This window comes from Actinomadura vinacea, from assembly GCF_039532545.1.
Taxonomy (GTDB): domain Bacteria; phylum Actinomycetota; class Actinomycetes; order Streptosporangiales; family Streptosporangiaceae; genus Spirillospora; species Spirillospora vinacea.
The window spans coordinates 27,542-53,295 of record NZ_BAAARW010000048.1 but is presented as its reverse complement, the minus strand read 5'-3'; the positions used below and the strand labels follow the sequence as shown (position 1 = coordinate 53,295).

Below are 25,754 nucleotides of genomic sequence, written 5' to 3'. Positions count from 1 at the left end.
CACAGTCACTGAGCCACTGAGGATGGGCCGCCGATGGCGCAGACCGTTCAGGTGGCGGGCCGCGCGCCGGACCGGACCGGATCCGGTCCGCCCGCGGGCCGCCGCCGCCCACGTTCCGGGCCCCGCCCCCGCACCCGCGGGCGATGGGGGCCGTACCTGCTGATCGCGCCCACCGTCGCGGTCATCGCGGTGCTGATCCTGTACCCGATCGGCCAGCTGTTCTGGATGTCGTTCCACAAGATCGGGTCGCGCGAGGCCCGCGGCGTGGCACCGGCCGAGAACGTCGGCCTGGAGAACTTCCGGACCGTCCTGGGCGACCCGTTCTTCTGGCGGGTGCTGGTCAACACCGTCGTCTCCGCCGCGGCCATGGTGGTCATCACGATGGTGCTGGGCACGCTGGTGGGGCTGCTGCTGAACCGGCTGGGCCGCAAGATGTCGCTGCTGGTGTCGTCCGGCGCGCTGCTGGCCTGGGCGACGCCGGGGATCTCCGCGGCGATCGTCTACAAATGGCTGTTCACGCCGGGCGGCGGCCTGGTCCCCTGGCTCCTGGACGCGCTGCCGGACTGGCTGGCCGGTTCAGGCTGGGACGACTACAACTGGTTCGGCAGCCGCGGGACGACCTACTTCGTGCTGGTGCTGTGCGTGGTGTGGCAGTCGTTCCCGTTCATCGCGGTGTCGGTGCTGGCCGGGCTCAAGAGCGTCCCGTCCGAGCTGTACGAGGCGGCCCGGGTGGACGGCGCCGGCGCGTGGCGGACGTTCTGGCGGATCACCTTCCCGATGCTGCGGCCGGTGTTCCTGGTGCTGACCGTGCTGTCGATCATCTGGGACTTCAAGGTCTTCACCCAGCTGTACTTCCTGTCCGGCGGGACCGCCAACCGCGACTCGTTCAACCTGGCGATGTACGCCTACTCGGCGGCGGTGGCCTTCCCCGCCAAGTACGGCCTCGGCGGCGCGATCGCGCTGGTCCTCACGGTGATCCTGCTGGTCTTCACCGGCTTCTACGTCCGGGTCATGGTCCGGCAGGGGGAGGTCACGTGACCGTGTCGAGCAAGGCCCCGTCCCGCCGGGCGGCGCGGATCGGGCTGAACACGGCGGGCCTGCTGGTCTTCCTGTTCGCGGTGTTCCCCGTCTTCTGGATGGTGATGACCGCGTTCAAGACCGACGAGGACATCAACTCCGACACGCCGCTGCCGGTGCCCGTGCACTGGACGCTCTCCCACTTCCGCAACGTGATCAGCGGTCAGGGACTGGAGTTCGGGCTCGGCCACTTCTTCCTCAACAGCCTGATCGTCGCGCTGGTCACGGTGGCGGTCTCGGGCGCGCTGGCGCTGCTGGCGGCGTACGCGGTGGCCCGCACCGGCTTCCGCGGCCGGTCGAGCTTCCTGATCATGCTGATCATCGTGCAGATGGTGCCGCTGGAGGCGCTGCTGCTGCCGCTGATGCTCAACGCCCAGCGGCTGCAGCTGCTCAACAGCCTGACCGGCGTGATCGTGGTCTACGTGGGCTCGTCGCTGGGCTTCTCGATCCTGATGCTGCGGGGCTTCGTGGCGGCGGTGCCGCGGCAGCTGGAGGAGGCGGCGGCCATCGACGGCGCGTCCGGCCGCACGGTCTTCTGGCGGATCACCTTCCCGCTGGTGGCGCCGGGCCTGGTCGCGACCAGCATCTTCTCGTTCGTGACCGCGTGGAACGAGTTCGTGATCGCCTTCGCCTTCCTGAAGGACCAGGAGACGTTCCTGCTCCCGCTGACGCTGTCCTACCACTTCGGGCGGACGCAGGTGGAGTGGGGCTCGATCATGGCGGCGTCCACGCTGTTCACGATCCCAGTAATGATCTTCTTTCTCATCGTGCAGCGCCGGATGGTCTCCGGCCTGGTGGCGGGGGCGGTTAAGGGATGACCAGTATGGCTGATCAGAACAGCGCGGAGATCTCCCGGATGGTCCGCGGCACGCTGCTGCCCGCGTTCGCCGGCGCGGTGCCGCCGCGCTGGCTGCTGGACGAGCTGGAGCGCGGCCTGGCCGGGGTGACGCTGTTCGCGATCAACGGCAACGTGCCGAACACCGAGGCGCTGGCGGCGCTGACCGCCAGGCTGCGGAAGGCGGCCGCGCCGCTGGTGGCGATCGACGAGGAGGGCGGCGACGTCACCCGGCTCGGCGGGCATCTGACCGGCAGCCCGTACCCGGGGAACGCGGCGCTCGGCGCGGTCGACGATCCCGCGCTGACCCGGCGGGTCTACCGGTCGCTGGGCGCCGAGCTCGCCGAGGTCGGCGTGAACCTCAACTTCGCCCCCTCGGTGGACGTCAACACCGCCTCCGACAACCCGGTCATCGGGACCCGCTCGTTCGGCCCGGACGCGGCGCTGGTGGCCAGGCACGCCGCCGCGGCCGTCACCGGGACGCAAGAAGCGGGCGTGGCGGCCTGCGCCAAGCATTTCCCGGGGCACGGCGCCACGGTCGAGGACTCGCATCTGGGCGTCCCGATCGTCGACGCCGGCCTCGACCTGCTGGACCGGCGCGAGTTCCCGCCGTTCCGGGCGGCGATCGAGGCGGGGGCGCGGGCGGTGATGACCGCGCACCTGGACCTGCCCGCGATCACCGCGGGCGTCCCGGCCACGCTGTCGCACGCGGCCATCACCGGGCTGCTGCGCGGGCGGCTCGGCCACGACGGCGTGATCGTCACCGACGCGCTGGACATGGACGGCGCCAGCGGGGCGATCGGCCTCCCCGAGGCGTCGGTGCGGGCGCTGATCGCCGGGGCCGACCTGCTGTGCCTGGGGTCGGGCGAGCACGAGGTGAGCGTGCGGGCCGTCGTCGCGGCCGCGGAGGAGGCGGTGCGGAGCGGGCGGCTGCCGCTGGAGCGCCTGGCGGACGCGGCGGAGCGGACCGGGCGGCTCAAGGACTGGCTGGCCGGGCACAGCGCCGCGATCGTCGACCGGGCGGCCGGGCTGGAGGCGGCCCGGCGGGCCCTGCGCCTGTCCGGCGAGCCGCCCCGCTGGGACGGCGGGACCGCGCCGCTGGTCGTCGAGCTGGAGGCGACCGCCAACATCGCGGTCGGCCCGACGCCCTGGGGGCTCGGCCCGTGGGCGCCCGACGCGGTGCGGACCGGCGGGTCGGACGGGGCGGCGGACTCGGTGCTGGAACGTGCCACCGGCCGCGGTCTGATCATCGTGCTGCGGGACGCGCACCGGCACGCCGCCCAGCGCGCCCTCGCCACCGCCCTGCTGGCGGCCCGGCCGGACGCCGTCCTGGTCGAGATGGGCCTGCCGGTCTGGGCCCCCGAAGGGGCCGTCCACCTGGCCACCTACGGCGCCGCGCAGGCCAACGCCCAGGCGGCCGCGGAACGACTCGGCCTGGCCTGAACGGGCCGGGTAAGCCAGACCAGTCCGATCGGCAAGGGATAATAAGTGCATGCGATTGTCCGCCCGGGTCGACTACGCGTTGCGTGCCGCCGCGGAGCTGGCGGTCGCCGGAAGTCATCCGGTGACCGCGGTCCAGCTCGCCGAAGCGCAGCAGATCCCGCCCAAGTTCCTCGAGAACATCCTCGGCCAGCTGCGCCGCTCCGGCCTGGTCCGCAGCCAGCGCGGCCCGGAGGGAGGCTACTGGCTGGCCCGTCCGGCGGGGCAGATCTCCATGGCCGACATCATCCGCGCCATCGACGGCCCGCTGCTCGGCGTCCGCGGCGAGCGCCCGGAGCACGTCGGGTACGAAGGCCCCGCGCGTTCGCTCCAGGAGGTCTGGATCGCGCTGCGCGCCAGCGAGCGCGCCATCCTGGAGCGGGTGAGCCTCGCCCACATCGCGGAGGGCGAGCTTCCCGAGCCCATCCGCAAGCTGACCGAAGACCCCGCCGCCTGGGAGAGCCCGTCCTTCATCTGATCGAATGCCCGAAGGCGACACGGTCTGGCTGACCGCCCGGCGCCTGCGCGAGGCGCTGGCCGGGCGGGAGCTCACGCTGACCGACTTCCGCGTGCCCCGGTACTCCACCGTCGACCTGCGCGGCCGCACCGTGCGCGAGGTGGTGTCCCGGGGCAAGCACCTGCTGCTCCGGTTCGAGGGCAATCTGACCCTGCACACCCACCTGCTCATGGACGGCCACTGGCGGGTGCGCGAGGCCGGGCCGCCACCGCCCCGCGACCACAGGCTGCGGGTCGTCCTGGGCAACGCCGAGTCCCAGGCCCTGGGCTACTCCCTCGGCGTCGTCGAACTTTTCGCGTCCACCGAGGAGTCCCGGGTCGTCGACCGGCTCGGCCCCGACCTCCTCGACCCCGGCTGGTCGCCCGAACTGGCCGCCGAGGCCGTGCGGCGGCTGTCCAGGCAGCCCGGCGACGCCATCGGCGATGCCCTGCTCGACCAGCGCCGGCTGGCCGGGATCGGCAACGTCTACAAAGCCGAGATCCTCTTCCTCCGCGGGATCGACCCCTGGACCCCGGTGCGCGACGTCCCCGATCTGCCCGGCATCGTCGACCTGTGCCACCGTGCCCTGGACGCCAACAAGGAGCGCCACGGGCACGTCACCACCGGCGACCGCCGTCCCGGCCACGAGCACTGGGTGTACGGCCGTGCCGGGCGCCCCTGCCGCCGCTGCGGCACCCGCGTCCGCCGCGCCGACCAGGGGCCCGAAGGGCGCAAGCGCGTCACTTTCTGGTGCCCCCGCTGCCAGCCTCCGGGCGAGGGCGCAGCAGCGAGGTGACGCGGGCGGTGCAGATCCGCCGGTCCCGATCGTCGGTGATGACCACCTGGAACGTCGCGAGCGTCCGGCCCAGGTGCAGCGGCGTGGCCACCGCGGTGACGTGGCCGGACGCCGCGGTCCGGTGGTGGGTCGCGCTGATCTCGATGCCGAGCGCCATCCGGTCCGCGCCCGCGTGCACCGCGGCGCCCAGCGAGCCGGTCGTCTCGGCGAGCACGCAGGACGCGCCGCCGTGGAGCGTGCCGTACGCCTGGTTGTTGCCGTCGACGGGCATGCGGGCGACGACGCGTTCCGCGGTCGCCTCCAGGAACTCGATGCCCATCCGCTCGTCCAGCCCCTGCCGGGTCGCGCCCAGTGCGCGCCCGAGCTCGCGGAGATCCGCCATGGCCCTCCCGTCCGCCGGGTCGGCGCCCGCCCCCGAACGGGTCGCCGCCTTATACGGGTCGCCGGATCCTGCGCCCGCACGAAAATCCTCGCCTCACCCTTTACCCAAGTCAATTCTAGGGTTTACTTAACAATCCCCCAGTCCTACCTTGCACACCATGACCTTGGACGATCTGCGCGTCTTCGTGGCCGTGTGCGAGGCGCGCAACCTCAGCGCCGTCGCGCGGGACCTGTCGTGCAGCCAGTCGGCGGTGAGCCAGCACGTCAAACGCCTCGAACGGGAGACAGGACTGCTCCTGCTGGAACGGCGGCCCCGCGGTGTCGCCCCCACCGGCGCCGGGCAGATCCTCTACCAGGCCGCCGCGGAAGGACTCGGCGGGCTGGCCGCGGCGCTGCGCCGCCTGGACGACATCCGCCGCGGCGTCGGCGGCACCGTACGGATCGCCACGGGCGCGACCACCGTCCGCCACTTCATGTCCGCGGGCGTCGCCGCCTTCCGCGAACGCCACCCCGAGGTGGGGCTGGCGTTCGAGACGGCCGGCTCCAGCCGCCGCTGCCTGGAGGCCGTCCAGACCCGGCAGGCCGACCTCGCCTGGGTCACGATCGGCCCGCAGCTGGACGGGGTGGAGCAGCACGCCTCCTACGAGATGCCCTGGGTGCTGGTCGCCCGCACCGACGACGCCATAGCGCACCGGGAGACGATCACACTCGCCGATCTCGACGGGATCTCGCACATCGAACTGCCCGAGCACGCCACGTCCCGCGTCCAGCTGGAAGGGCAGCTCCAGCGGCACGGCGTCCGGCTGATGCCCACGGCCAGCGTCGCCGACTGGGACACCGCGCTGCTCCTGGCCGAACTGGGCCTGGGCCGCGCCATCCTGCCCGCCCTGCCCGGCTGGACGTACGGACCGGGCAGCATCGTCCGCCTCATCCCGATCCCCGAACTGTCCCCGCTGTCCGCGGGCTGGGCCGCCCGCCGCTGGACGGACCTGAGCCCCCTGGCCATCGAGTTCGCCGAGACCGTCCTGGCACACCTGCGCCCTGGGACCCCTCCCGGACCCGGACTCCTACCCTCCTGAGATGCGACGACCACTCCTCTGGGCCACGCTCCCGCTGCTGGCAGCCGTCCTGACCGGGTGCTCCGGCGAGGACACCCCGTCCAAAGCCGAGGACACCCGCTCCAAGTCCGCGGCCCCCGGCCAGGCCGTGATCACGTGGCTGGGGAAGGTATGCGCCGCCGACGCCGACCTTCAGGTGCAGAGGCACGCGTCCCGCATCGCCGCCCTGAGCATGGTCCCGCGCCGGCCGAGCCGCGACCAGATCGTCCACTTCGCCAAGGTGTCCCACAAGGACCTCCAGGAGACCCTGGAGATGTTCGAGAAGACGGGCCCCTCGCCCGTAGCAGGGGGAGACCAGGCCGTCGCCGCCTACATCAACGCGCTGAAACCCGCCGTGGCCAAGCTCGAGAAGACCAAGGAAGACGTCCCCAGCCCGGCGGTCGTCGCCAACACCATCCAATCGGCCGTCCCGAAGGACAACGGGATGCAGCAGCTCTTCGCCCAGAACCCGGCGCTCAACCAGGTGTACAAGACGTCCCCGCAATGCAAGGGGGCCGACCTGATTCCTGAGAGCCCCTCCCCCGGCCCCACGTGACCGCCTGCTGGTTCTGCGAGCACGCCGTCCGCCCGGACCAGACCTGCCCGATCGAACTGGGCGAACCCCCGCGGACGGTCGACATCCCCTCCTGCTCCGAATGCACGAGCGAATACGACGCAATCGCAGGCGTGATCCTGCTCCCCATAGCCCTGCTCACCTGGCTGGCCGAGCACCGCGCCTGGCGCAAGCACTATCCCAAGCAGAACCTGCCCGAACGCGCTGCGGAGCACCCACAGGTGGCCGGCCTGCTGGAGCAAGGCCGGCACCGGCGCACCCCGTGCCGATAGTGGGTTTTGTCCATCTGGCGATGACCAGTACCGTACCCTCTGGCGCTGAAGAGTCCCTCGATCCGGCATCGCCGACGGGGGGCTTCCCGGCGAGCGGCGCACACCCCCTGCACACGCGATCGAACCGGTCGCTGTGGACGAGCGTGCCTGTGTCGTGGCGTACACCAATGAGCGATACGAGGGCCACCTTTGAACATCCTGGAAGCGGTCTTCCTCGGTGCTGTGGAAGGGCTGACCGAGTTCCTGCCGATCTCCAGCACCGGGCACCTGACGATCCTGGAGAGCCTGCTCGGATATTCCCCCGACGACCCTGACATCACGGCGTTCACCGCGATCATCCAGGTCGGCGCCGTCCTGGCGACCCTGATCTACTTCCGCGCCGACTTCGTGCGCCTGATCGGCGCATGGCTACGAGGCGCGTTCAGCCGCGAGCACCGCAACGACCTCGACTACCGCCAGGCATGGGCGGTGCTCCTCGGCGCCATCCCGATCGGCATCGTCGGCCTGCTGTTCAAGGACCAGATCGAGACGACGCTGCGCAACCTCTGGTTCGTCGGATCGGCGCTGATCCTCTGGAGCGGGGTCATGTACTTCGCCGACAAGACCGCCACCCAGTCCAGGAACGAGAAGGACGTCACCTGGAAGGACACCCTCATCATCGGGGTCGTCCAGTGCCTGGCGCTGATCCCGGGCGTCTCCCGCTCCGGCGCGACGATGTCCGCCGGCCTGCTGCGCGGCCTGGACCGCGTCACGGTCACCAAGCTGTCGTTCTTCCTGTCGGTCCCCGCGCTGACCGCCGCCGGCGGACTCCAGATCGTCACCGAGTTCGAGGCCATCACCAACGGCGTCGGATGGCCCGCGACGATCACCGCCACGGTGGTGAGCTTCATCGTCGCCTACGTCGCGGTCGCCTGGCTGCTCAAGTTCGTCGCCAAGCACACCTACAGCGTCTTCATCGGATACCGCGTGATCCTGGGCGTCATCGTGCTCGCACTGGTCGCCACCGGCGCGGTCGCGGCCTCCTAGCGACACCGCTGGAAGACGCTGACGATCTCACCCTGCCGGACTCCCACATGGAGCCCGTCCATCGTGCCCACGGCCACGCGGGCGCCGAAGTCGGTGATGTGGGTGAGCGTTCCGCGTCGTCCGTCCGGGGTGGTGAGGGCGGCACCGCCCCGGACGAGCAGCGCCGAGGACACCGCCTCGCTGAGATCGTCGCTGGCGGAATAGACGGTGGCCTTTCCGGCCGAGCAGGGCAAGGTCGCCACGCCCTCCGGCACCGCGGGTCTGTTCTTCGGGTCCAGCACGCGGGCGAGCCCGGCGACCTGCGCGGCCGTCGCGGCGTCCCGGGCCGTCCGCGGCCGGGTGAAACGGCCGGTGGGCTTCGGCGTGCTGATGGTCAGGGAGAACAGGCTCCGGGTGTCGTCCATGCGAATCTCGACGACGATGTCCTCGCTCGCCTTGAATGCAGTGCCACCGGCACCCGCTTTCAGCCTGGTCATGCGGCCCGCGAGCCACGATTCCAGCACTTGCCAGGTGTCCGGCTCCCGCCCCTTGACCGGGACGATCGCGCCGCCCGCCCGCAGGCCGAGCCTGCCGCCCTTGCGCCCCTTCCCCGCGAAGGCGGGCCGCGCGAAGACCACCGCTCCAGGTGACGCGGAGAGCACGTCCACCAGCAGGCGATCCATCCGCGCGGCCAGAACGGCCGGGTCGGTGCGGGTGTCACCGCTCCGCCACGAGTCGAGATCGCGCATCGTGTCGTAGAGCGCGGGGTGAAGGCCGGTGAAGGCGCCCTGGGAGACCAGCGAGACGAAGACCCAACTGAAGACCATCAGGGGGCCCAAACCGGGGAAGCGGCGGAAGAACCGCGGCAGGCACAGCACCGCGCCCGCGCCAACCGTCAACCCGCCGGCCAGGATCGCCCATCCCAGCACAAGCCACGGGTTGAGCGGCGCAGGGTGATCCTCCTCAGCGACGGCCAGGGCCTTCGCCAGCCTCCACCACATCCATGGCACCGCGCACAGGAAGATCAGAAACAGGGATCCGAAGCTGCCAATGAGGATGCCTGCCTGGGAAGAGATCCTGCGGTCCGCGGTGGGGGGCGTATTCGTCATACCGAAGATCGTGCAGCATGGCCGCGCCTCCGGCTCGGGAGTACGCCCCAAACGTCCTGTCAGGGCCCGTTCGAAGTCCTGGTCGGCGTGCGACGTCCCCGTGATCGGCGCCGACCGAAGGTTCCCCATGCCGGTCAGGCGATCAACCGTACGCGTCACACGATCAACCACGAGGGTGCGGGCGCGGCGAGGCTGTGTTCATGCCAACTACTCAGTCGTCTTCTGATTCTCCGCCCCTCGCACTGTCGTCCCGTAGTCGTGCCGGTTGGTCACCGATAGTCGCGCTCGCGGCCGGGATCGCGGTGCTGGTGGCCAGCGAGTTCCTGCCCGCGAGCGTGCTGCCGGCGATGGCGGCCGACCTCGGGGTCAGCGAGGGCACCGCGGGCCTGGCGGTCGCGGCGACCGCGGTCGCCGGCGCGGTCACCGCTCCCAGCATCGCGGTGCTGCTGCCGCGGACCGACCGGCGGACGGTGCTCGTCGGGCTGCTGGTCGCGGCGATGGTCGCGAACCTGGCCGTCGCGGTCGCTCCAGGGTTCGCCGTCCTGCTCGCCGGCCGGTTGGTCCTCGGTATCGCCATCGCGGGGTACTGGTCGTTCGCGTTCGGCGCGGGCACCCATGCCGTTCCGGGCCGCGACAGTGTGATCTCGACGTCCATCGCGCTGGGCGTCACCATCGCGACAATCGCGGGCGTCCCGCTGGCGTCCCTGGTCGGCGACCAGGTCGGCTGGCGCACCGTCTTCGGCGGCGCCGCCGCCCTCAGCGCGGTGGGCGCGCTGGCCTTGGCCGCGGTGCTGCCGCCGGTGCCCGCGCACCCGTCCGCCGGTTTCACCATGCTGCGGCAGGCGGTCGCCAACCGGTGGTTGATGGCCGGCGTAGCAGGTGTGGTCCTGGTCGCGTTCGGCAACTTCGCCGCCTACCCCTTCATCAGGCTCGCGATCGAGGAGACCGCTCCCGGGAGCACGGCGTGGCTGCTGCTGCTCTGGGGCGTGGGCGGCTTGGTCGGCAACCTCGCGGCCGGACGGTTCGCCGGCCGGCTGCGGGCCGTGGTCACGGCTGCACCGGTGCTGCTCGGCGCCGGTCTCGTCCTCACCACGACGGCGACGTCGATGCCGCTGCTCGCGGTGGGGGTCGTGGTGTGGGGTCTGGGATTCAACATGGTCCCCGTCGCCACCCAACTGTGGGTGACCCGCGTCGAACCGGAGCGCGTCGAGTCGGCCCTGTCGTTGCAGGTGACCGCGTTCCAGGTGGCGATCACGCTCGGGTCCGCGTCAGGAGGCGTCCTCCTGGACGCCCACGGCGTCACGACCGCGTTCCTGGTCGGCACGGCGTCCGCCGCCGCGGCCGGGGTGGTGTTCGCGACTCTCCGCGTCCCGCGCGGGTGAGGCGTCGCGCCAGGCCTGCGGCCCGACCCCGTGGTGGGACGAAAACGCTCTGCTGAAAGCGGCGGTGGAACCGTACCCCACGGCGAACGCCACGTGCTCCACCGGAGACGAGAGGTCGCCGAGCAGCCGCCGCGCCTCCCGCATCCGCACCTCGCGGAGCACCTCCGCGGGGCCGCGGCCCAGGGCGCGGCGGAACCGCTCGCCAAGAGCGGAGCGCGATAGGTGCACCAGGCGCGCCATCCGTTCGACGGTCCAACTCTCTCCCGGCCGGGCGGTCACGGCGGCGACCACGGCCGCGACGGCCTCGTCCCGCTCGGTGGCGGGGGTGCCCTGGTCTTCGAGCCAGGACGTGGTCATCGCCGCGCCGATGAGGTTGCCGTAGCTCGCGGCGAACAGGGACGGCCGGCACTCGTTCTCAAGCGGGCACTTCCCGACGAGCGCCGCGACACCGTCGTGCCGGGTCCCGAAGCCACGCACGACCAGCGGACTCGGCAGCCGATACGCCGGGGCGACCACACGAAGATCAGCGACAGCGAGATAAGACTCCCGCCCTGACCCGGTGATCCGGTGGGCGGTGCGAGCATCGACGAGGGCCGCGTCGCCTTCGGCGAGAAGGTGATGTCCTGCCACCGTCTCGAGCTCGACACCACCCGCCAATACCAGCGCCCATCGCGGCCCCGCGAGTTCGGTGAGCATCGCATCGGCCTGAACCCGGAAGCGGTGCAGGCTCGACATCTCCCACGTCATCTCCGGTACGGCCGCATCCGCTCGTGCTCGTGTCATCTCCACGACGTTGGTCACACGAGAAGCAGCACAGCCCGAGCCATCGCCTATTCCCGAACTCAAACCAGATCGAGGCCGCCCTGCTTGACCTCCCGGACGAACGCCGTCCACTCCGCCGCCTCGAAGGACAGCACCGCCCCGTCCGGCATCTTGGAGTCCCGCGCCAAGATCACCCGCTCCCCCACCGCGACCTCGACGCACTGACCGCCTTGCTCAGCGCTGTGGCTACTCTTCCGCCACCCCGGCGCCACCTCGATGCATTGGCCACCTTGCCCACCGCTGCGGCTGCTCTTGCGCCAACCAGCGGCGACCTCGACGCAGCTCCCGCCCTCGCCACCGCTGTAGCTGCTCTTTCGCCATGTGATCAGCAAAGGATTTTGACTGGTCATATCTCAGACAGTAGGCGCTCGATCAGCGTTCCGGAATCCGCTTGCGAAAACGCATCTGCCTTGAGTGCCTCGAATGCTTCGCAGTAAGCACGGACCTCATCCGCCTCCTCGCTGTACGCGATCTGCGTCAGGGAATCGACGACCACAACCCGCAGATCTTCGTGAACTCCGACATGCAGAAGTTGAAAGCTGGATGTCATACCAGCGTGTGCGCCTACACCGTAGGGCACCACTTGGAGTGCCACATGGCCGAGTAGTGACACCTCCGTGAGGTGTTGCAACTGACCTCGCATAACCTTCGGACCGCCCACCATGCGGTGCAGCGCTGCCTCGTCCACGACCGAGTGCAGCCGAGTCGGGGCGGCCCGCCTGATTACTTGCTGACGCCTCATCCGGACATCCACCATGCGCTCGATGCGTTCGGGTGACTGCTCAACACGACGAGCGCGAATCACCGCCCGCATATAGTCCTCGGTCTGGAGCAGCCCAGGGATCAGGACCAGGTCGAAGAACTCGATTAGCGTGGAGTCCGCTTCGAGGCTGATCAGGTCCATGGTCTCTGGCGAGACGGTGCCGTCGTAGGCCTGCCACCAGCCTTTGGCGTCGCTGCGGGCCTCTTCGGCCAGGCGGAAGAGGGCTTCGCGTTGGGCAGGGTCCTCGATGCCGTAGCGGTCGAGCATGTTCTCCAGGCTGGGACGGTAGATGCCGCGTTTGCCGGTCTCCAGCTTGGACATGGCGGAGTGGCTGCGGTGCAGCATCCTCGCGGCCTGCTGGAGCGTCAGGCCGCGTTCCTCACGGATCCGGCGGAGTTCGTTGCCGAGTCTGCGGCGGCGGAGGGTCGGGCGACGTTGATCCGACATGACGTAATCGTGCGACTACACAGCGCATTTGACCAGCGGTTCCGGCTAACTGTCACATGTGACCGGGGGCGGGTGTGGCTGGGGAACAGCGGCCGTTCGGGCCGATCTCATCATGATTCGTGCGGAGGCCGGTTCATCCTGCGGGGACGTCGTCGAGGAGAGGACCTGTAGATGCACGCGAACGGCACGTCCACGGAACGGCTTGAGGGGATGCTCGTCCCCGGGGTGGAGCGGGCGGTGGGGGACGTGCGGCGGTGGCTGCGCGACTTCCTGGAGGACGACCCGAGGCTGTACGACTGCACGGTGTGCGTGTCGGAGCTGATGACCAACGCGCTGAGGTACACCGACTCGGGGCGAGGCGGGCAGATCCTGATCAAGGTGTTCGCCGCCCCGGAACGGGTGCGGGTGGAGGTGACCGACGACGGCGGCTCGCGGTCCGCGCCGCGGTTGCGCGATCCCGGCGGGACGGAGGTGCGCGGCCGGGGGCTGCTCATCGTGGACGCGATGGCCGCGGAGTGGGGGGTCGAGCGGGTGGATCCCGGGCACCGGGTGTGGTTCGTCGTCAGCGGCGGACGGTGACCTTGCCGTCCTGCACGATCAGGCCGGCCTGGGGGGCGCCCTTGCCGCAGCGCTTGCCGTTGGGGTAGGTGGCCTGCGGTGTCACGTCGACCTTCTGGTCGAGCAGCCGCTTGCCCCGGGCATCGCGCAGGATCACGGTGACCTGGACGGGTGTGGTGGACAGCCCGTCCAGCTCGGCGAATCCGTGCTTGCTGCCGTCGGGTGAGGCGGACGCCCCGCAGACGTCGTCGGAGTCGTCGCCCGTGCACCCCTGGGGCACCGACGTGCCGCCGTCCATCAGGTGGATCTTCGGCTGCTGGCAGGTGCCGTTCCAGCAGACCTTCATCGTGGCCTCGGCGACCTTCGCGGCTTGCGGGGGGCGGATGTCGAGGCCGACTCCCTGCCTGGACGCGATCATCGTGCACGGCCGCGACTGCGCGCCGGTGCCGCATGCGGTCAGTAATGCCAGGCCGGATACCAGTGCCGCGGCTTTCAAATAGGGGCCCATCACGGTTGGACGCGGTGGCGGCCGCGGTGGTTGCGTCCGGACATGACGAATCCCCGGCGCGAGGCCGGGGATTTCGTCGGTTCACACCTGAGCCTGGAACATCCAGTGCTGCTTCTCGAGTGCGGCCGTCACCTGGATCAGCAGGTCCTGGGTCACCGGGTCGGGTTCGTCGGTCGCGGCCACGCGCTCCCGGAACCGGCCGATCAGCTGCGCCAGGACGTCGGTCACCAGGGCGACGACCTTGTCGTCGGCGAGGTAACCGGCCTCGAGCTGCGGTATCGGGGTGCGGTCGGCGACCGTGCGGGAACGGCCGTCGGGGTTGACCCCGAGCGCCACCGCGCGCTCGGCGACCTCGTCCTGGTACTGGCGGGCGAGGTCGACGACCTCGTCCAGGTGCTCATGCACGACCTTGAAGTTGCGGCCGGTGAGGTTCCAGTGCGCCTGCTTGGCCAGCAGCGCGAGGTCGATCAGATCGATGAGCGACCCCTGAAGCGCGTTCCCCGCGGTCTTCTGGGCCTGGTCCGAGAGCGGGCTCTTCACCGCCACCATGATTGGGCTCCTTCCGCGTTGTAGCGATCTAGGCGTTACAACACACAGAAGTCCCCGGTCATGCCGCGTTCACTCGTGAACCGGCCCACATCTCAGGACGAAGCCCCAAAGGGGGGCGGAACCCCCACATCAGGCGTTCCGAGGGCCAAGGGGCAACGGTCCCTGACCTTCGCAGACACCCGCCCCGTGCACCACACGGGGGTTCCAGGGGGTCGCCCCCCTGGGCGACATGACGGAGGGGCATCGGTCCGCGCTCTCCGCGGACACACCTCCCCCAATCCCGGCCCCTCAGGCCGCTACCATGTCCGCGCGGAACTCGTCGGCGATTCCCTCTGGTGTGGCTGGAATGCTTTCGGTGGTGATGCGCTCGTGCTCGGGCGCGCCGGCCATGACCGGCTCGTGCTGAAGCTCGGCCAGCGCGAGCTGGTCGGCGACTTCACGCAGCACGTGCGAGAGCGGCACTCCCAGGGCTTTGCAGATCGAGGACAGCAGTTCGGAGGACGCCTCTTTCTGCCCTCGCTCGACCTCGGAGAGATAGCCCAGGGAGACCCGTGCCGCCGCGGACACCTCACGGAGGGTGCGTCCCTGGCGCAGCCGCAGCTGCCGCAGTACATCACCGAGCAGCTGGCGAAGCAGGACCATCGTCTCGCTCCCTCCCTCAGTTCGGACCATCTTGGGTTCCACCGTACCCGGCCCAGAGGTGACCGTGGCAGACCGTGGATTTCGTGTTCGCTGGAAACGTAACGCTGTAATCAGGGGAACTCTTCCCGAACGTCGTGCTCACTCCTTCTGCGCCGGGCCCGTGCCGAGCCCGAGAATCACGCGTCGTAGCTGCTCAAGGGCGTGCGCGACGGTCATCCTGCGGATCACGGCGCGGTTCTCGGGGCTCGTGCCGGAAACCGGGAGCGATGGGCTCGCCACTCTGGGTTCACCGCCGGGTGAGGCCACTCCGACAAAAATCGTTCCGACGGGTCGCCCGTCCTGCGCGTCCGGTCCCGCCACACCTGTCACGGCGACCCCGTACGTCGCTCCAAGCCTCTCCCGCACCCCGACGGCCATCGCCGCCGCGACGTCCGGGTGGACGGCTCCGTGCGCCTCCAGCAGGTCCGCCGGGACGCCCAGCAACTGTTCTTTCAACGCCGTGGCGTACGCGACGATTCCCCCGGCGAAGGTCGCCGACGATCCCGGCATCCTGGTCAGCTCCGCACCGATCAGGCCGCCGGTCAGCGACTCGGCGGCGGCGACCGTCGCGGACCGTTCCGCCAGGAGCCCGTGCACGACGCGGTCGAGGGTCTCCTCCCCCGTGCCGTACACCGCGTCGCCGAGCAGTTCCCGGGCCTGCCGCTCGGCCTCCGCCAGCCGGGCCTCGACGTCCGGGCCGGTCGCGCTGATCCGGATCCGCACCTCGGGCGAGTCGGGCAGGTAGGCCAGCTTGATCCCGTCCATCGCCTCGACCGGGGCCAGCCGGGTGGCCACCACCGACTCCCAGAGCAGCGCGGTGCGCAGTGTTCGGCGCGCCACCCGGTGCTCCCCGGCCAGCTCCGGCAGCACCACCTCGTCGATCATGGTCCGCATCTCGAACGGGACGCCCGGCAGCGCGTAGACCGCGCCGCCCTCCAGCTCGACCCGCAGCCCGGCGGCGCTGCCCGCGGAGTTGACCAGGATCCCGGCGCCGTCCGGGACGTCGGCCATGCGCAGCGCCATCGGCTGCAGCTCGCGCCCGGCCGCCGCGACCCGCTCCCGCAGCCGCCGCTCGAGTCCGGGATCGCGGACGAGCGCGGCCCCGGCAGCCTTGGCCAGTGCGTCCCGGGTCAGGTCGTCGTAGGTGGGGCCGAGGCCGCCGGTGGTGATGACGGCGTCGGCGCGTGCCAGTGCCTCGGTCACGGCCTCGATGATCACGTCCAGCTCGTCTCCCACGACGACGCTGCGGGTGACCTCCAGGCCGTGCTCGGCCAGCCGCCGGCCGATCCAGGCCGCGTTCCCGTTGACCGTGTCGCCCAGAAGCAACTCGTCCCCGATGGTGACCAGTTCGACGCGCATCGCGTCCTCCTCGCGTGACGGAAGGTCCGAATGTACGGCAAGCCGGTGCCGCAGTAGGGCTCAGGGGCGCGCCAGACGGCTCAGCACGGCTCCGCAGCGGCGGGCGTAGGCTCGCTGGAAGATCGGCGCCAGCGGGCCCGCCAGGCGCATCACACGGCTCACTGGGCGGCTGAACGCGGTGACGGTGAGCCATACGTCCCCCGAGTCGTCCATGTGCACCACGAACGCCTCCTCGCCGGACGCGGGATGGCCGGGCAGCGTCCCGTACGCCCAGCCGGCGCGGCGATCGCCGTCCTCCGCCCACACCACGCGGCAGGGCGCCGACACACGCAGCGGCCCCGCGCCGAGGCGGAGCTCGACGGCGACGCCGGCGGCCGCGCGCGGCGCGGACGCGGTGACCTTCGCCGGCAGGGCCCGGTGCATCCAGAACTCCATCAGCGCGTCCGCCGCGTTCCGCATGACCTCGGGCCCCGAGCCCAGCTCGGTGCGCACCCGCAGCCAGCGGTAGCCGGACGGGATGTCGGCGTTCCGCGTCGCGCCGACTTCGTCATAGGTGAATTCGTGCACGGGCATCCGCCCTTAGGAGCGGGCCTCGTGGCGCAGCCGCCACGCCTGGACGACGTAGTCGACGCCCGTGACCACGGTGACCGCCATCGCCGCCGCCATCGCCGCCCAGCGGACCGGGTCGAACGGGCCCGGCAGGATGAACAGGCCGATCGCGATGACCTGCAGCATCGTCTTGAGCTTGCCGCCCTTGCTGGCCGGGATGACCCCGTACCGGATCACCACGAACCGCAGCACGGTGATCCCGATCTCGCGGACCAGGATGGTGATCGTCACCCACCACCACAGTTCGCCAAGCATCGACAGGCTGATCAGTGCGGCGCCGGTCAGCGCCTTGTCCGCGATCGGATCGGCGATCTTGCCGAAGTCGGTGACGATGTTGCGCTTGCGCGCCAGATCGCCGTCGATCTTGTCGGTGATGGAGGCGATGGCGAAGACCGCGAACGCGGCCAGCCGCGCGCCGTCGCCTTCCAGGAAGAGCAGCCAGACCAGCAGCGGGACCAGCGCGATCCGGGCCAGCGTCAGCACGTTGGCGATGTTCCACAGCCCGGCCTGCGGCGGGGTCGAGTCCGCGGTGCCCGCGGCGCCGGCGGTCATGTCACGTCCGCCACGAGATCGACGCCGTCGGACGCGACGACGCGCGCCGCGACGATCTCGCCCAAGGGCAGGCCGTCGCCGCGGACCAGAACCGTGCCGTCGACCTCGGGGGCCTGGTGCGCGGCCCGGCCCTCGATCCCGTCGGCGGCCTTCTCCTCCAGCAGCACGTGGATCTCGGTGCCGATCCGGTCCTCGGCGCGCTGCGCGGTGAGCTCCTCGGCCAGCACGGTCACCTCCTCCACCCGCGCGGCGACCTCGGCCGGGTCGAGTTTGCCCGCCAGGGACGCGGCCTCGGTGCCGTCCTCGTCGGAGTATCCGAAGACGCCGATGGCGTCCAGCCGGGCGTCGGTCAGGAAGGCCATCAGCTCCTCCAGGTCGTCCTCCGACTCGCCGGGGAAGCCGACGATGAAGTTGGACCGCACCCCCGCCTCGGGCGCCAGGTCGCGGACGCGGTCCAGCAGCTCCAGGAACCGCTCCCGGTCGCCGAACCGGCGCATCGAGCGCAGCACCGGGCCGCTGGCGTGCTGGAACGACAGGTCGAAGTACGGCGCGACGCCCGGGGTGCCGGCCAGCACCTCGATCAGCCCGGGACGCAGCTCGGCGGGCTGCAGGTAGCTGGCCCGCACCCGCTCGATCCCCTCCACCGCGGCCAGCCGCGGCAGGAGCGTCTCAAGGGCGCGCAGGTCGCCCAGGTCCTTGCCGTAGGAGGTGGAGTTCTCGCTGACCAGCACCAGCTCGCGCACGTCGTGTTCGGCCAGCCAGCCCGCCTCCGCCAGCACCTCCGCGGGCGGGCGCGACACGTACGCGCCGCGGAAGGCCGGGATGGCGCAGAACGTGCAGCGCCGGTCGCAGCCGGAGGCCAGCTTCAGCGGCGCGACAGGGCCGCCGCCCAGCCGCCGCCGCAGCACCCGGGGGCCGGACGCGGGGGCGACGCCGTCCGGAAGCTCGCCGTGTCCAGGAATCGCGACCTGGGCCGCCGACCGCTCCACCGGGCTGATCGGCAGGAGCTTGCGGCGGTCGCGCGGCTCGTGCGCGGCCCGCTTGCGGCCCGCCATGACGTCGTCGAGCCGCTCCCCGATCCCGGCGTAGTCGTCGAAGCTCAGCACCACGTCGGCCTCGGGCAGCTCGGCGGCCAGCTGCGCGCCGTACCGCTCGGCCAGGCAGCCCGCCGCGACCACCTTGGCGCCGGAGTCGTGCGCGGCCAGCAGCGTGTCGATGGAGTCCTTCTTGGCCGCGTCGATGAACCCGCAGGTGTTCACCACGACCACGTCGGCGTCGTCGGCGGAGTCGGTCAGGCCCCAGCCCGCCTCCTCCACCCGGGCGGCGAGCTCTTCGGAGTCGACCTCGTTGCGGGCACAACCGAGCGTGACGAGGGAGACCGTACGGCGAGTGGACATGCCCCTAACGGTAATGGTCTCCGTGCCCTACGCCGACCGGTACCCGTCTCTCACCGGGGGCCGGTCCCGCGTCGGGCTCACGCCTCGTCGGGGTCGTCCGGGGTGAAGCTCATGCGGTAGACGCCGCCGCCCTCACCGGGGGTGCCGAGGTCCTCGCCGTTCACCACCAGCCGCAGCCCGCCGCCGTTGCCGATCAGGATGCTGATCTTCTTCGGATCGGTCCAGCGCCGGGTCTGGCCGGCCCGGATCATGCCGCTGTACAGCTGACGGCCCTTGTCGCCGCGCACGTTCACCCAGGTAGAGCGGACTCCTTTGACCTGGATCTTGACGTTCTTGCGGGGCGCGACCGCGACCGGGTCGTTGGCCTTCGGCGGCGCCGCGGTCGGCGTCGGGGACGCCGGGGCGCGGCCGGGCGCGGCCGGCGTGCCGGCGACCTGCCGGGCGGTGCGCCGCTCACGGTCGCCGCCGGTGCCGACCACCTGGACGACCCCGTAGATCACCACCAGGGCCAGCGCGAGCGCCATCGCCGCGCTCCAGTTCGGGGAGCGGCGCTCGCGGAACACCACCGCCCGCTCCGGCTCGAACGCGGCCACCGCCGACAGCGGCATCGGGGCGCCGCCGTGCGCGTCGTCGTACTCGCGGACGAGCGGCTCGGGATCGATCCCGATCACGCGGGAGACCGACCGGATGTGCCCGCGGGCGTAGAAGTTCCCGCCGCAGCCGCTGAAGTCGTCCTGTTCCATCGCCCGGATCACCGATTCTCGGATCCGGGTCTGCAGACTCACCTGAGTCAGGGTGAGACCGGCTTGCTCGCGCTCCCTCGCCAAGGTCTCACCGATGCTCACGCCGGGCCTCCTTAGAGCGCACCATGACCGAAACCCCACACTCCAGCGACACCAGTCTAGGAACCGCAATGCCCACTCAGCGAGCGGCAACACGTTCGAAACAGGGCAAGATTTCGCATCATTCCGCCAGGACGGCGAGAACCCCGTTACGAGATCATCGCGGAACGGCCTCAAGATCGCCTGGAAGGTACGCCGGGAATCGGCCTGACCGGGAACGCGTCCGGAAATCGAGGAAAACGTCTGGGTGCCCCGACCTGGGAACGGCGGCCGCGTTCATCCGGGGGCGTCCCCGCCCGCGCCGCCTCCACCGCGCAGCTCGGCGAGCACGCCGGGCAGATCGTCGGGTTTGGCGAGCACGTCCCGTGCCTTGGACCCCTCGCTGGGACCCACGATGTCGCGGCTCTCCATCAGGTCCATCAGCCGTCCGGCCTTGGCGAACCCGACCCGCAGCTTGCGCTGCAGCATCGACGTCGACCCGAACTGCGTGCTGACGACCAGCTCGATCGCCTGCACCAGCAGGTCCATGTCGTCGCCGATCTCCTCGTCGATCTCCTTCTTCGGACCGGCGACGTCGGTGACGTCCTCGCGGTACACCGCCTCCATCTGCGCCTTGCAGTGGTCGACGACACCGTGGATCTCCTTCTCCGCGACGTAGGCGTTCTGGAGCCGCATCGGCTTGCTGGCGCCCATCGGCAGGAACAGCGCGTCGCCCTGCCCCACCAGCTTCTCCGCGCCCGGCTGGTCGAGGATGACCCGGCTGTCGGCCAGCGAGGAGGTCGCGAACGCCAGCCGGGACGGCACGTTCGCCTTGATCAGCCCGGTCACCACGTCCACGCTCGGCCGCTGCGTGGCCAGCACCAGATGGATCCCGGCGGCCCGCGCGAGCTGGGTGATCCGGACGACCGAGTCCTCCACGTCGCGCGGCGCGACCATCATCAGGTCGGCCAGCTCGTCCACGATCACCAGCATGTACGGGTAGGGCTGGTAAACGCGCTCGCTGCCGGGCGGAGCGGTCAGCTTCCCGGCGCGCACCGCCTTGTTGAAATCGTCGATGTGCCGGAATCCGGAGGCCGCCAGGTCGTCGTACCGGCGGTCCATCTCGCCGACCACCCAGTCCAGCGCCTCGGCGGCCTTCTTCGGATTGGTGATGATCGGAGTGATCAGATGGGGAATGCCCTGGTACATCGTGAGCTCGACCCGCTTGGGGTCGACCAGGATCATCCGCACCTCGTCCGGGGTGGACCGCATCAGCACCGAGGTGATCAGCCCGTTGATGCAGGTCGACTTGCCCGCCCCGGTCGCGCCCGCGATCAGGATGTGCGGCATCTTGGCCAGGTTGGCCACGACCGTACGGCCCTCGACGTCCTTGCCCAGTCCCACGATCATCGGGTGGTGCTCGTTGGTCGCGGCCGGGGAGCGCAGCACGTCGCCCAGGCTCACGATGTCCTTGTCGACGTTGGGGATCTCCACCCCGATCGCCGACTTGCCGGGGATCGGGGAGATGATCCGGACATCGGCGCTCTTCACCGCGTAGGCGATGTTCCTGGTGAGCGCGGTGACCTTCTCGACCTTCACCGCGGGTCCCAGCTCGATCTCGTACCGGGTGATCGTCGGCCCCCGGGTGAACCCGGTGACCTGCGCGTCGATGTCGAACTGCTCCAGCACCCCGCTGAGCGCGTTCACGACCGTGTCGTTGGCCTTGGTGCGCGGCTTGGCGACGCTGCCCGGACGCAGCATCGCCGCGTCGGGAAGCTCGTAGATCTCGCCGGACGACGACAGCGGCAGCTGCTCCACGCGGCGCGGCGCCGGGGTCGGGTCGGGTGTGCGCCGCTCGGACGAGGCGGCCGGATCGGGCACCGTCTCGGGCTCGAAGACGTCCCCGGCGTCCCCGGCCGCGTCCGGCTCCGGCTCGGGCGGCGGCGGGGGGGCGGAGCCGAACGGGTCCGGCTCGAACAGGTCGTCGGCCAGGTCGCGCGCGCCCTTGCCCTTCTTGGGCGCGTCCTCCAGGACGGGCGTGTCGTACGGCTTGGAGTGCTCGCCGACCTCCAGCTCGCCGTCGCCGGGCTCGCCGTCCGCGCCGTCCTTGGCGGCCTTGCTCTTGCGGCGGCGCTTGGGCTTGGGCGACTCCCCCGCCTCGCCGTCGTCCTCGTCCCGCTCCACGGCCCGGCCGGGACGGCCCTGCAGCGTGGCCACCGACCACAGCTCGTTGAGCCGTTCCGGGACGCGCGCGATCGGCGTCGCGGTGATCACCAGCATCCCGAAGCACGACAGCAGGATCAGCAGCGGCACCGCCACCCAGCCGCTCAGCCCCGCCTCCAGCGGGGCCGACGACAGCCAGCCGACCACCCCGCCGGCCCGCCGCACCCCGGCCATGTCGCGGGCCGGGGTGGGGATCCCCGCGGCGATGTGCACGATGCCCAGCGCGCCGACGACCAGCGCGGTCAGCCCGATGACGATGCGCCCGGTGTCGTCGTTGTGCTCAGGATGGCGCAGCGTCCGCCAGGCCAGCACGGCCAGCATCACCGGCAGCGCCATCGCCAGCACGCCGATGCCGCCCCGCACCACCTGCTCGATCGCGACCGTGACGACGCCCTCGGGCCGCCACCACGTCACCGAGGCCAGCACGATGGCGCCGCCCAGCAGCGCCAGGCCGAGCCCGTCGCGCTGGTGCTCGGCGTCCAGGCCCTGGGCGCCGCGCCGGTACGCGCGGAAGACCGAGCCGACCGTCACCGCGGCCAGGTGGTAGAGCTTGAACAGCAGCTTGAAGAAGCCGACGAACAGCTGGGGGATCGGATCCGGTCTCTGCGGGGGACGTCCCTTCCCGGAGCCGCGGCCTCCGCCGCCCTTCGCACCGCCGCTGGGGCGCTTGCGGGGGGCCGAGCCCGCGGTCTTGCGGGCCGCACCGGCGCCGGACCGGGTACGCGAGGACGCCTTGGCTCCCCCGGACGCACGTGTGGCCATGGTTATGAGACTAACCAAGGACCTCGCGCGTTCCCGTCAATAACCGCACCCGGCGTGTTGCCCACCCGTCCCGCACGCACCGGAAACCACAGTGCGTAAGGGGCGGGTGGGCGGCCGGGCGATCAGATCTCGACGACCACCGGGATGATCATCGGGCGGCGGCGGTAGTTGTCGTTGACCCACTTGCCGACCGTGCGCCGCACCACTTGGTTCATCTGGTGCAGGTCGTTGACGCCGTCGGCGCCCGCGTCCCGCAGCACCGCCTCGACCCGCTCGATGACCTCCTGGAAGTCCTCGTTGACGATGCCGGCGCCGCGGGCGTGGATCTCCGGGCCCGCAACCACCTTGCCGGAGGTCGAGTCGATGCCGACGACGATGGAGACGAACCCCTCCTCGCCCAGGATCCGGCGGTCCTTGAGCGAGGTCTCGGTGACCTCGCCGACCGACAGCCCGTCGACGTACACGTACCCGGCCGGGACCGCGCCGACGATCGCGGCCTGGCCGTCCACCAGGTCGACCACCACGCCGTCCTCGGCGATGACGATGTTCTCGTCCGGGACGCCGGTGAGCGCGGCCAGCTTGGCGTGCGCCCGCAGGTGCCGCCACTCGCCGTGGATCGGCATGAAGTTGCCCGGCCTGGTCATGTTGAGGACGTACAGCAACTCGCCCGCCGAGGCGTGCCCGGAGACGTGCACCAGCGCGTTGCCCTTGTGGACGACGCGCGCCCCCCACCGGGTGAGGCCGTTGATGACCCGGTTGATCGCGGTCTCGTTCCCCGGGATCATCGAGGACGCCAGCATGACCGTGTCGCGCTCGGTGACGCGGATCTGGTGGTCGCGGGCGGCCATCCGCGACAGCGCCGACATCGGCTCGCCCTGCGAGCCGGTGCACACCAGGACCAAGCGGTCGGGCCGCACGTCGTCGAGCTGCTTGGGCTCGACCATGATGTCCTCGGGGACGTCCAGGTAGCCCAGCTCGCGCGCCACCCCCATGTTGCGCACCATCGACCGGCCGATGAAGCAGACCTGGCGGCCGCTGGCCACGGCGGCGTCCAGCACCTGCTGCACCCGGTGGATGTGCGAGGCGAAGCAGGCCACGATGATCCGCTCCTGCGCGGTGCGGAACACGTCGTCGATCACCGGGCCGATGTTGCGCTCGCTGGTGACGAACCCTGGCACCTCGGCGTTGGTGGAGTCCGACATCAGCAGGTCGATGCCCTCGGCGCCGAGCCGGCCGAAGCCGGCCAGGTCGGTCAGCCGGCCGTCCAGCGGCAGCTGGTCCATCTTGAAGTCGCCGGTGGCCAGCACCAGCCCGGCCGGGGTGCGGATCGCCACCGCCAGCGCGTCCGGGATGGAGTGGTTGACCGAGAGGAACTCGCAGTCGAACGGGCCGAACGAGCTCCGGCCGCCCTCCTTGACCTCCACCGTGCGCGGCCTGATCCGGTGCTCGGCGAGCTTGGCCTCCAGCAGCGCCAGCGTCAGCCGGGAGCCGACCAGCGGGATGTCGGGCCGCTCGCGCAGCAGGTAGGGGACGGCGCCGATGTGGTCCTCGTGGCCGTGCGTGAGGATGACCGCCTCGACCGCGTCGAGCCGGTCCCTGATGTACTCGAAGTCGGGCAGGATCAGGTCGATGCCGGGCTGCTCGGTCTCCGGGAACAGCACCCCGCAGTCGACGATCAGCAGCCGCCCGCCGTACTCGAACACGGTCATGTTGCGGCCGATCTCCCCGAGGCCGCCCAGCGCAACGATGCGCAGGCCGTTGCCGGGAAGGGCGGGCGGGGCGGACAGCCCGGGGTGAGGATGACTCACCGGGCGACCTCCGGAATGGTTACCTCCGGCACTTTGACTCCCCCAATCGTGAGGTCTTCGCGCAGGCGCGCCGCGAACTCCAGCGAGGCGTCGACCAGCGGCGCGCGGACCGTGCCGCCCGGCAGCCCCAGCAGGTTCAGCGCGGCCTTGACGGCGATGGCGCCCTGCGTACGGGTCATGATCGCCGCGACCACGGGCAGCAGGCGGCGATGGATCTGCTGCGCCCGTTCCCGGTCGCCGGCGAGATACGCGTCGATCATCTCATGGAGATCGGCCCCTACGACATGGCCGACCACGCTGACGAACCCGCAGCCGCCCACCGACAGCCAGGGCAGGTTGAGCGCGTCGTCGCCGGAGTAGAAGGCCAGATCGGTGCCCGCCATGACCAGGGAGCCGCCGAACAGGTCGCCCTTGGCGTCCTTGACCGCGACGATGCGCGGATGCTCGCCCAGCTTCAGCAGCGTCTCGGTGAGGATCGGCACCCCCGAGCGGCCCGGGATGTCGTACAGCATCGCCGGCAGCACGGCCGCGTCGGCCACCTCGGAGAAGTGGTGCAGCAGCCCCTCCTGCGGGGGCTTGTTGTAGTACGGCGTGACGATCAGCGTGCCGTCCGCGCCGGCCTCTTCGGCCGCCCGGGCCAGGGCGCGGCTGTGCGCGGTGTCGTTGGTGCCGACACCGGCCACCACGACGGCGCGGTCACCCACCGCCTCGATGACGGTGCGGAGCAGGCGGTCTTTCTCGGCGTCGCTCGTCGTCGGCGACTCTCCGGTCGTTCCGTTGACGACGATGCCGTCGTTGCGCTGCTCGTCGACCAGGTAGGTCGCCAGGCGCGCGGCGCCGTCGTAGTCGACCCCGCCGTCGGGCCGGAACGGCGTGACCATCGCGGTCAGCATCCTCCCGAAGGGAGCGCCGCTTGTTGTGCTGGGTGCCATGCATCGAACGGTACCGTTCCGGGCGGCCGGCTTGGACCCACAGGTCCCCACTAAGGAGCAATGTCGCGGACCCGTGACGCGGGCCGCCGACCAGCGGAGTCGCGCGTGAGCCGGGAGACTGGACGGGGCATCGGTGGGGGTTTGGGGCGGTATGCCCACGAGGCCGTCCGGGGCGGGTGCGATTCCGGACGCGCCACGCGATTCGCAACCCCGCGGGCGGGCCGGCCGGAATGGCCGGAATGAGAAGAAGCCGCCCGCCACACGCTCGGGGGTACGCGTGGCGGGCGGCTTCTCATTCCACATCGTGGCACGCAAATGCCTCGTTACGGGGTCAGTCCGGCTACTTCCCGGACTCGGTTGGATAACGCGTCCGCAGCGGCCGTGCAGCGGGGAGCGACTTTCCGTAACCGACTTACGGAAAGGCCTTCCGTAAGTGCCGGTCGCGGGCCGTCCGCCCCGT

The 25,754-nt window shown here is 71.0% G+C and carries 27 protein-coding genes; 11 read left to right on the top strand and 16 right to left on the bottom strand.

Translation table 11 applies throughout. The features are described from left to right. Positions 1-33: 33 nt before the first annotated feature. The 5 genes from ABD340_RS45985 to ABD340_RS45965 are packed head-to-tail and all read left to right on the top strand — an operon-like array spanning position 34 to position 4,683. The gene (locus ABD340_RS45985; RefSeq protein WP_344598289.1) at positions 34-1,038 is read left to right on the top strand and encodes a carbohydrate ABC transporter permease; all 1,005 of its coding nucleotides are present in this window, start codon (positions 34-36) and stop codon (positions 1,036-1,038) included. Continuing rightward, the gene (locus ABD340_RS45980; protein WP_344598287.1) at positions 1,035-1,895 is read left to right on the top strand and encodes a carbohydrate ABC transporter permease; all 861 of its coding nucleotides are present in this window, start codon (positions 1,035-1,037) and stop codon (positions 1,893-1,895) included. Before ABD340_RS45985 ends, ABD340_RS45980 begins: the two co-directional genes overlap by 4 nt. Before the next feature lie 5 nt (positions 1,896-1,900). Next, positions 1,901-3,355 (top strand): glycoside hydrolase family 3 protein, encoded by a 1,455-nt coding sequence (locus ABD340_RS45975; protein ID WP_344598286.1) that lies wholly within the window; start codon positions 1,901-1,903, stop codon positions 3,353-3,355. A 49-nt stretch (positions 3,356-3,404) separates the two neighbouring features. Continuing rightward, the gene (locus tag ABD340_RS45970; protein ID WP_344598284.1) at positions 3,405-3,869 is read left to right on the top strand and encodes an RrF2 family transcriptional regulator; all 465 of its coding nucleotides are present in this window, start codon (positions 3,405-3,407) and stop codon (positions 3,867-3,869) included. A 4-nt stretch (positions 3,870-3,873) separates the two neighbouring features. Beyond that, complete coding sequence (locus ABD340_RS45965; protein WP_344598282.1) at positions 3,874-4,683, top strand: DNA-formamidopyrimidine glycosylase family protein; 810 nt, start codon at positions 3,874-3,876, stop codon at positions 4,681-4,683. Here ABD340_RS45965 and ABD340_RS45960 read toward each other — a convergent pair. After that, complete coding sequence (locus tag ABD340_RS45960; protein WP_344598280.1) at positions 4,628-5,065, bottom strand: PaaI family thioesterase; 438 nt, start codon at positions 5,063-5,065, stop codon at positions 4,628-4,630. The two genes, ABD340_RS45965 and ABD340_RS45960, sit on opposite strands and share 56 nt — an antisense overlap. Positions 5,066-5,222: 157 nt before the next feature. Here ABD340_RS45960 and ABD340_RS45955 point away from each other — a divergent pair, with 157 nt between their 5' ends. The 4 genes from ABD340_RS45955 (at position 5,223) to ABD340_RS45940 (ending at position 8,033) form a co-directional block, all read left to right on the top strand. Further along, positions 5,223-6,143: a LysR family transcriptional regulator gene (locus tag ABD340_RS45955; RefSeq protein ID WP_344598278.1), complete on the top strand. Its 921-nt coding sequence runs from the start codon at positions 5,223-5,225 to the stop codon at positions 6,141-6,143. A gap of 1 nt (position 6,144) precedes the next feature. Next, the gene (locus tag ABD340_RS45950; RefSeq protein WP_344598276.1) at positions 6,145-6,717 is read left to right on the top strand and encodes a hypothetical protein; all 573 of its coding nucleotides are present in this window, start codon (positions 6,145-6,147) and stop codon (positions 6,715-6,717) included. After that, complete coding sequence (locus ABD340_RS45945; protein ID WP_344598274.1) at positions 6,714-7,007, top strand: hypothetical protein; 294 nt, start codon at positions 6,714-6,716, stop codon at positions 7,005-7,007. Before ABD340_RS45950 ends, ABD340_RS45945 begins: the two co-directional genes overlap by 4 nt. A 189-nt stretch (positions 7,008-7,196) precedes the next feature. After that, positions 7,197-8,033: an undecaprenyl-diphosphate phosphatase gene (locus tag ABD340_RS45940; RefSeq protein WP_344598273.1), complete on the top strand. Its 837-nt coding sequence runs from the start codon at positions 7,197-7,199 to the stop codon at positions 8,031-8,033. Here the strand turns inward: ABD340_RS45940 and ABD340_RS45935 are convergent. Continuing rightward, entirely contained in the window at positions 8,030-9,013 is a 984-nt protein-coding gene (locus tag ABD340_RS45935) for a hypothetical protein (RefSeq protein ID WP_344598272.1), read from the bottom strand. The two genes, ABD340_RS45940 and ABD340_RS45935, sit on opposite strands and share 4 nt — an antisense overlap. A gap of 308 nt (positions 9,014-9,321) precedes the next feature. Between ABD340_RS45935 and ABD340_RS45930 the strand changes: the two genes are divergently transcribed. Then, positions 9,322-10,503 carry an MFS transporter gene (locus ABD340_RS45930; protein ID WP_344598270.1) on the top strand — a complete coding sequence of 394 codons (1,182 nt, stop codon included), beginning with the start codon at positions 9,322-9,324 and terminating at the stop codon, positions 10,501-10,503. Here ABD340_RS45930 and ABD340_RS45925 read toward each other — a convergent pair. Genes ABD340_RS45925 through ABD340_RS45915 form a run of 3 tightly spaced genes read right to left on the bottom strand, consistent with a single transcriptional unit; the run spans position 10,390 to position 12,535 of the window. Next, a complete protein-coding gene (locus ABD340_RS45925) occupies positions 10,390-11,286 on the bottom strand; it encodes a helix-turn-helix domain-containing protein (RefSeq protein ID WP_344598269.1) in 897 nt (298 codons plus the stop codon). The two genes, ABD340_RS45930 and ABD340_RS45925, sit on opposite strands and share 114 nt — an antisense overlap. Before the next feature lie 59 nt (positions 11,287-11,345). Further along, entirely contained in the window at positions 11,346-11,675 is a 330-nt protein-coding gene (locus ABD340_RS45920; protein ID WP_344598267.1) for a DUF397 domain-containing protein, read from the bottom strand. Continuing rightward, positions 11,672-12,535 carry a helix-turn-helix domain-containing protein gene (locus ABD340_RS45915; RefSeq protein WP_344598265.1) on the bottom strand — a complete coding sequence of 288 codons (864 nt, stop codon included), beginning with the start codon at positions 12,533-12,535 and terminating at the stop codon, positions 11,672-11,674. Before ABD340_RS45915 ends, ABD340_RS45920 begins: the two co-directional genes overlap by 4 nt. A 171-nt stretch (positions 12,536-12,706) precedes the next feature. Between ABD340_RS45915 and ABD340_RS45910 the strand changes: the two genes are divergently transcribed. Next, a complete protein-coding gene (locus ABD340_RS45910; protein WP_344598264.1) occupies positions 12,707-13,114 on the top strand; it encodes an ATP-binding protein in 408 nt (135 codons plus the stop codon). Here the strand turns inward: ABD340_RS45910 and ABD340_RS45905 are convergent. The 11 genes from ABD340_RS45905 to dapA all read right to left on the bottom strand — a co-directional run bounded on the left by ABD340_RS45905 (position 13,098) and on the right by dapA (position 25,294). Continuing rightward, on the bottom strand, positions 13,098-13,511 hold the full coding sequence (locus ABD340_RS45905; RefSeq protein ID WP_344598262.1) for a hypothetical protein: 414 nt from the start codon (positions 13,509-13,511) through the stop codon (positions 13,098-13,100). The genes ABD340_RS45910 and ABD340_RS45905 overlap by 17 nt on opposite strands. 171 nt (positions 13,512-13,682) lie before the next feature. Further along, entirely contained in the window at positions 13,683-14,150 is a 468-nt protein-coding gene (locus tag ABD340_RS45900; protein ID WP_344598260.1) for a Dps family protein, read from the bottom strand. A gap of 288 nt (positions 14,151-14,438) precedes the next feature. Beyond that, positions 14,439-14,792 carry a helix-turn-helix domain-containing protein gene (locus ABD340_RS45895; RefSeq protein WP_344598258.1) on the bottom strand — a complete coding sequence of 118 codons (354 nt, stop codon included), beginning with the start codon at positions 14,790-14,792 and terminating at the stop codon, positions 14,439-14,441. A 138-nt stretch (positions 14,793-14,930) separates the two neighbouring features. Further along, entirely contained in the window at positions 14,931-16,190 is a 1,260-nt protein-coding gene (locus tag ABD340_RS45890; protein ID WP_344598256.1) for a CinA family nicotinamide mononucleotide deamidase-related protein, read from the bottom strand. A 60-nt stretch (positions 16,191-16,250) separates the two neighbouring features. Next, positions 16,251-16,763 carry a DUF1990 domain-containing protein gene (locus ABD340_RS45885; RefSeq protein WP_344598254.1) on the bottom strand — a complete coding sequence of 171 codons (513 nt, stop codon included), beginning with the start codon at positions 16,761-16,763 and terminating at the stop codon, positions 16,251-16,253. Between the two features lie 6 nt (positions 16,764-16,769). Beyond that, on the bottom strand, positions 16,770-17,351 hold the full coding sequence (pgsA, locus tag ABD340_RS45880) for a CDP-diacylglycerol--glycerol-3-phosphate 3-phosphatidyltransferase (protein WP_344598252.1): 582 nt from the start codon (positions 17,349-17,351) through the stop codon (positions 16,770-16,772). Continuing rightward, positions 17,348-18,748, bottom strand: a complete 1,401-nt coding sequence (gene rimO, locus ABD340_RS45875) for a 30S ribosomal protein S12 methylthiotransferase RimO (protein WP_344598250.1) — start codon at positions 18,746-18,748, stop codon at positions 17,348-17,350. The genes pgsA and rimO overlap by 4 nt, the downstream gene beginning before the upstream one ends. 77 nt (positions 18,749-18,825) lie before the next feature. Then, on the bottom strand, positions 18,826-19,593 hold the full coding sequence (locus tag ABD340_RS45870; RefSeq protein WP_344598248.1) for a helix-turn-helix domain-containing protein: 768 nt from the start codon (positions 19,591-19,593) through the stop codon (positions 18,826-18,828). 273 nt (positions 19,594-19,866) lie between these two features. Continuing rightward, on the bottom strand, positions 19,867-22,554 hold the full coding sequence (locus tag ABD340_RS45865; protein WP_344598246.1) for an FtsK/SpoIIIE family DNA translocase: 2,688 nt from the start codon (positions 22,552-22,554) through the stop codon (positions 19,867-19,869). Positions 22,555-22,676: 122 nt separating this feature from the next. Beyond that, positions 22,677-24,362 carry a ribonuclease J gene (locus ABD340_RS45860; RefSeq protein WP_344598245.1) on the bottom strand — a complete coding sequence of 562 codons (1,686 nt, stop codon included), beginning with the start codon at positions 24,360-24,362 and terminating at the stop codon, positions 22,677-22,679. Further along, positions 24,359-25,294, bottom strand: a complete 936-nt coding sequence (gene dapA, locus ABD340_RS45855; RefSeq protein WP_344598243.1) for a 4-hydroxy-tetrahydrodipicolinate synthase — start codon at positions 25,292-25,294, stop codon at positions 24,359-24,361. The genes ABD340_RS45860 and dapA overlap by 4 nt, the downstream gene beginning before the upstream one ends. Positions 25,295-25,754: the final 460 nt, after the last annotated feature.

What these genes read in the sequence shown, in the direction of transcription:
- ABD340_RS45985 (WP_344598289.1), top strand. Translation starts at nt 34, where the DNA reads ATGGCGCAGACCGTTCAGGTGGCGGGCCGCGCGCCGGACCGGACCGGA.
- ABD340_RS45975 (WP_344598286.1), top strand. Translation starts at nt 1,901, where the DNA reads ATGGCTGATCAGAACAGCGCGGAGATCTCCCGGATGGTCCGCGGCACG.
- ABD340_RS45970 (WP_344598284.1), top strand. Translation starts at nt 3,405, where the DNA reads ATGCGATTGTCCGCCCGGGTCGACTACGCGTTGCGTGCCGCCGCGGAG.
- ABD340_RS45965 (WP_344598282.1), top strand. Translation starts at nt 3,874, where the DNA reads ATGCCCGAAGGCGACACGGTCTGGCTGACCGCCCGGCGCCTGCGCGAG.
- ABD340_RS45960 (WP_344598280.1), bottom strand. Translation starts at nt 5,065, where the DNA reads ATGGCGGATCTCCGCGAGCTCGGGCGCGCACTGGGCGCGACCCGGCAG.
- ABD340_RS45955 (WP_344598278.1), top strand. Translation starts at nt 5,223, where the DNA reads ATGACCTTGGACGATCTGCGCGTCTTCGTGGCCGTGTGCGAGGCGCGC.
- ABD340_RS45950 (WP_344598276.1), top strand. Translation starts at nt 6,145, where the DNA reads ATGCGACGACCACTCCTCTGGGCCACGCTCCCGCTGCTGGCAGCCGTC.
- ABD340_RS45935 (WP_344598272.1), bottom strand. Translation starts at nt 9,013, where the DNA reads ATGTGGTGGAGGCTGGCGAAGGCCCTGGCCGTCGCTGAGGAGGATCAC.
- ABD340_RS45930 (WP_344598270.1), top strand. Translation starts at nt 9,322, where the DNA reads ATGCCAACTACTCAGTCGTCTTCTGATTCTCCGCCCCTCGCACTGTCG.
- ABD340_RS45925 (WP_344598269.1), bottom strand. Translation starts at nt 11,286, where the DNA reads ATGACACGAGCACGAGCGGATGCGGCCGTACCGGAGATGACGTGGGAG.
- ABD340_RS45920 (WP_344598267.1), bottom strand. Translation starts at nt 11,675, where the DNA reads ATGACCAGTCAAAATCCTTTGCTGATCACATGGCGAAAGAGCAGCTAC.
- ABD340_RS45915 (WP_344598265.1), bottom strand. Translation starts at nt 12,535, where the DNA reads ATGTCGGATCAACGTCGCCCGACCCTCCGCCGCCGCAGACTCGGCAAC.
- ABD340_RS45910 (WP_344598264.1), top strand. Translation starts at nt 12,707, where the DNA reads ATGCACGCGAACGGCACGTCCACGGAACGGCTTGAGGGGATGCTCGTC.
- ABD340_RS45905 (WP_344598262.1), bottom strand. Translation starts at nt 13,511, where the DNA reads ATGATCGCGTCCAGGCAGGGAGTCGGCCTCGACATCCGCCCCCCGCAA.
- ABD340_RS45900 (WP_344598260.1), bottom strand. Translation starts at nt 14,150, where the DNA reads ATGGTGGCGGTGAAGAGCCCGCTCTCGGACCAGGCCCAGAAGACCGCG.
- ABD340_RS45895 (WP_344598258.1), bottom strand. Translation starts at nt 14,792, where the DNA reads ATGGTCCTGCTTCGCCAGCTGCTCGGTGATGTACTGCGGCAGCTGCGG.
- ABD340_RS45890 (WP_344598256.1), bottom strand. Translation starts at nt 16,190, where the DNA reads ATGCGCGTCGAACTGGTCACCATCGGGGACGAGTTGCTTCTGGGCGAC.
- ABD340_RS45885 (WP_344598254.1), bottom strand. Translation starts at nt 16,763, where the DNA reads ATGCCCGTGCACGAATTCACCTATGACGAAGTCGGCGCGACGCGGAAC.
- pgsA (WP_344598252.1), bottom strand. Translation starts at nt 17,351, where the DNA reads ATGACCGCCGGCGCCGCGGGCACCGCGGACTCGACCCCGCCGCAGGCC.
- rimO (WP_344598250.1), bottom strand. Translation starts at nt 18,748, where the DNA reads ATGTCCACTCGCCGTACGGTCTCCCTCGTCACGCTCGGTTGTGCCCGC.
- ABD340_RS45865 (WP_344598246.1), bottom strand. Translation starts at nt 22,554, where the DNA reads ATGGCCACACGTGCGTCCGGGGGAGCCAAGGCGTCCTCGCGTACCCGG.
- dapA (WP_344598243.1), bottom strand. Translation starts at nt 25,294, where the DNA reads ATGGCACCCAGCACAACAAGCGGCGCTCCCTTCGGGAGGATGCTGACC.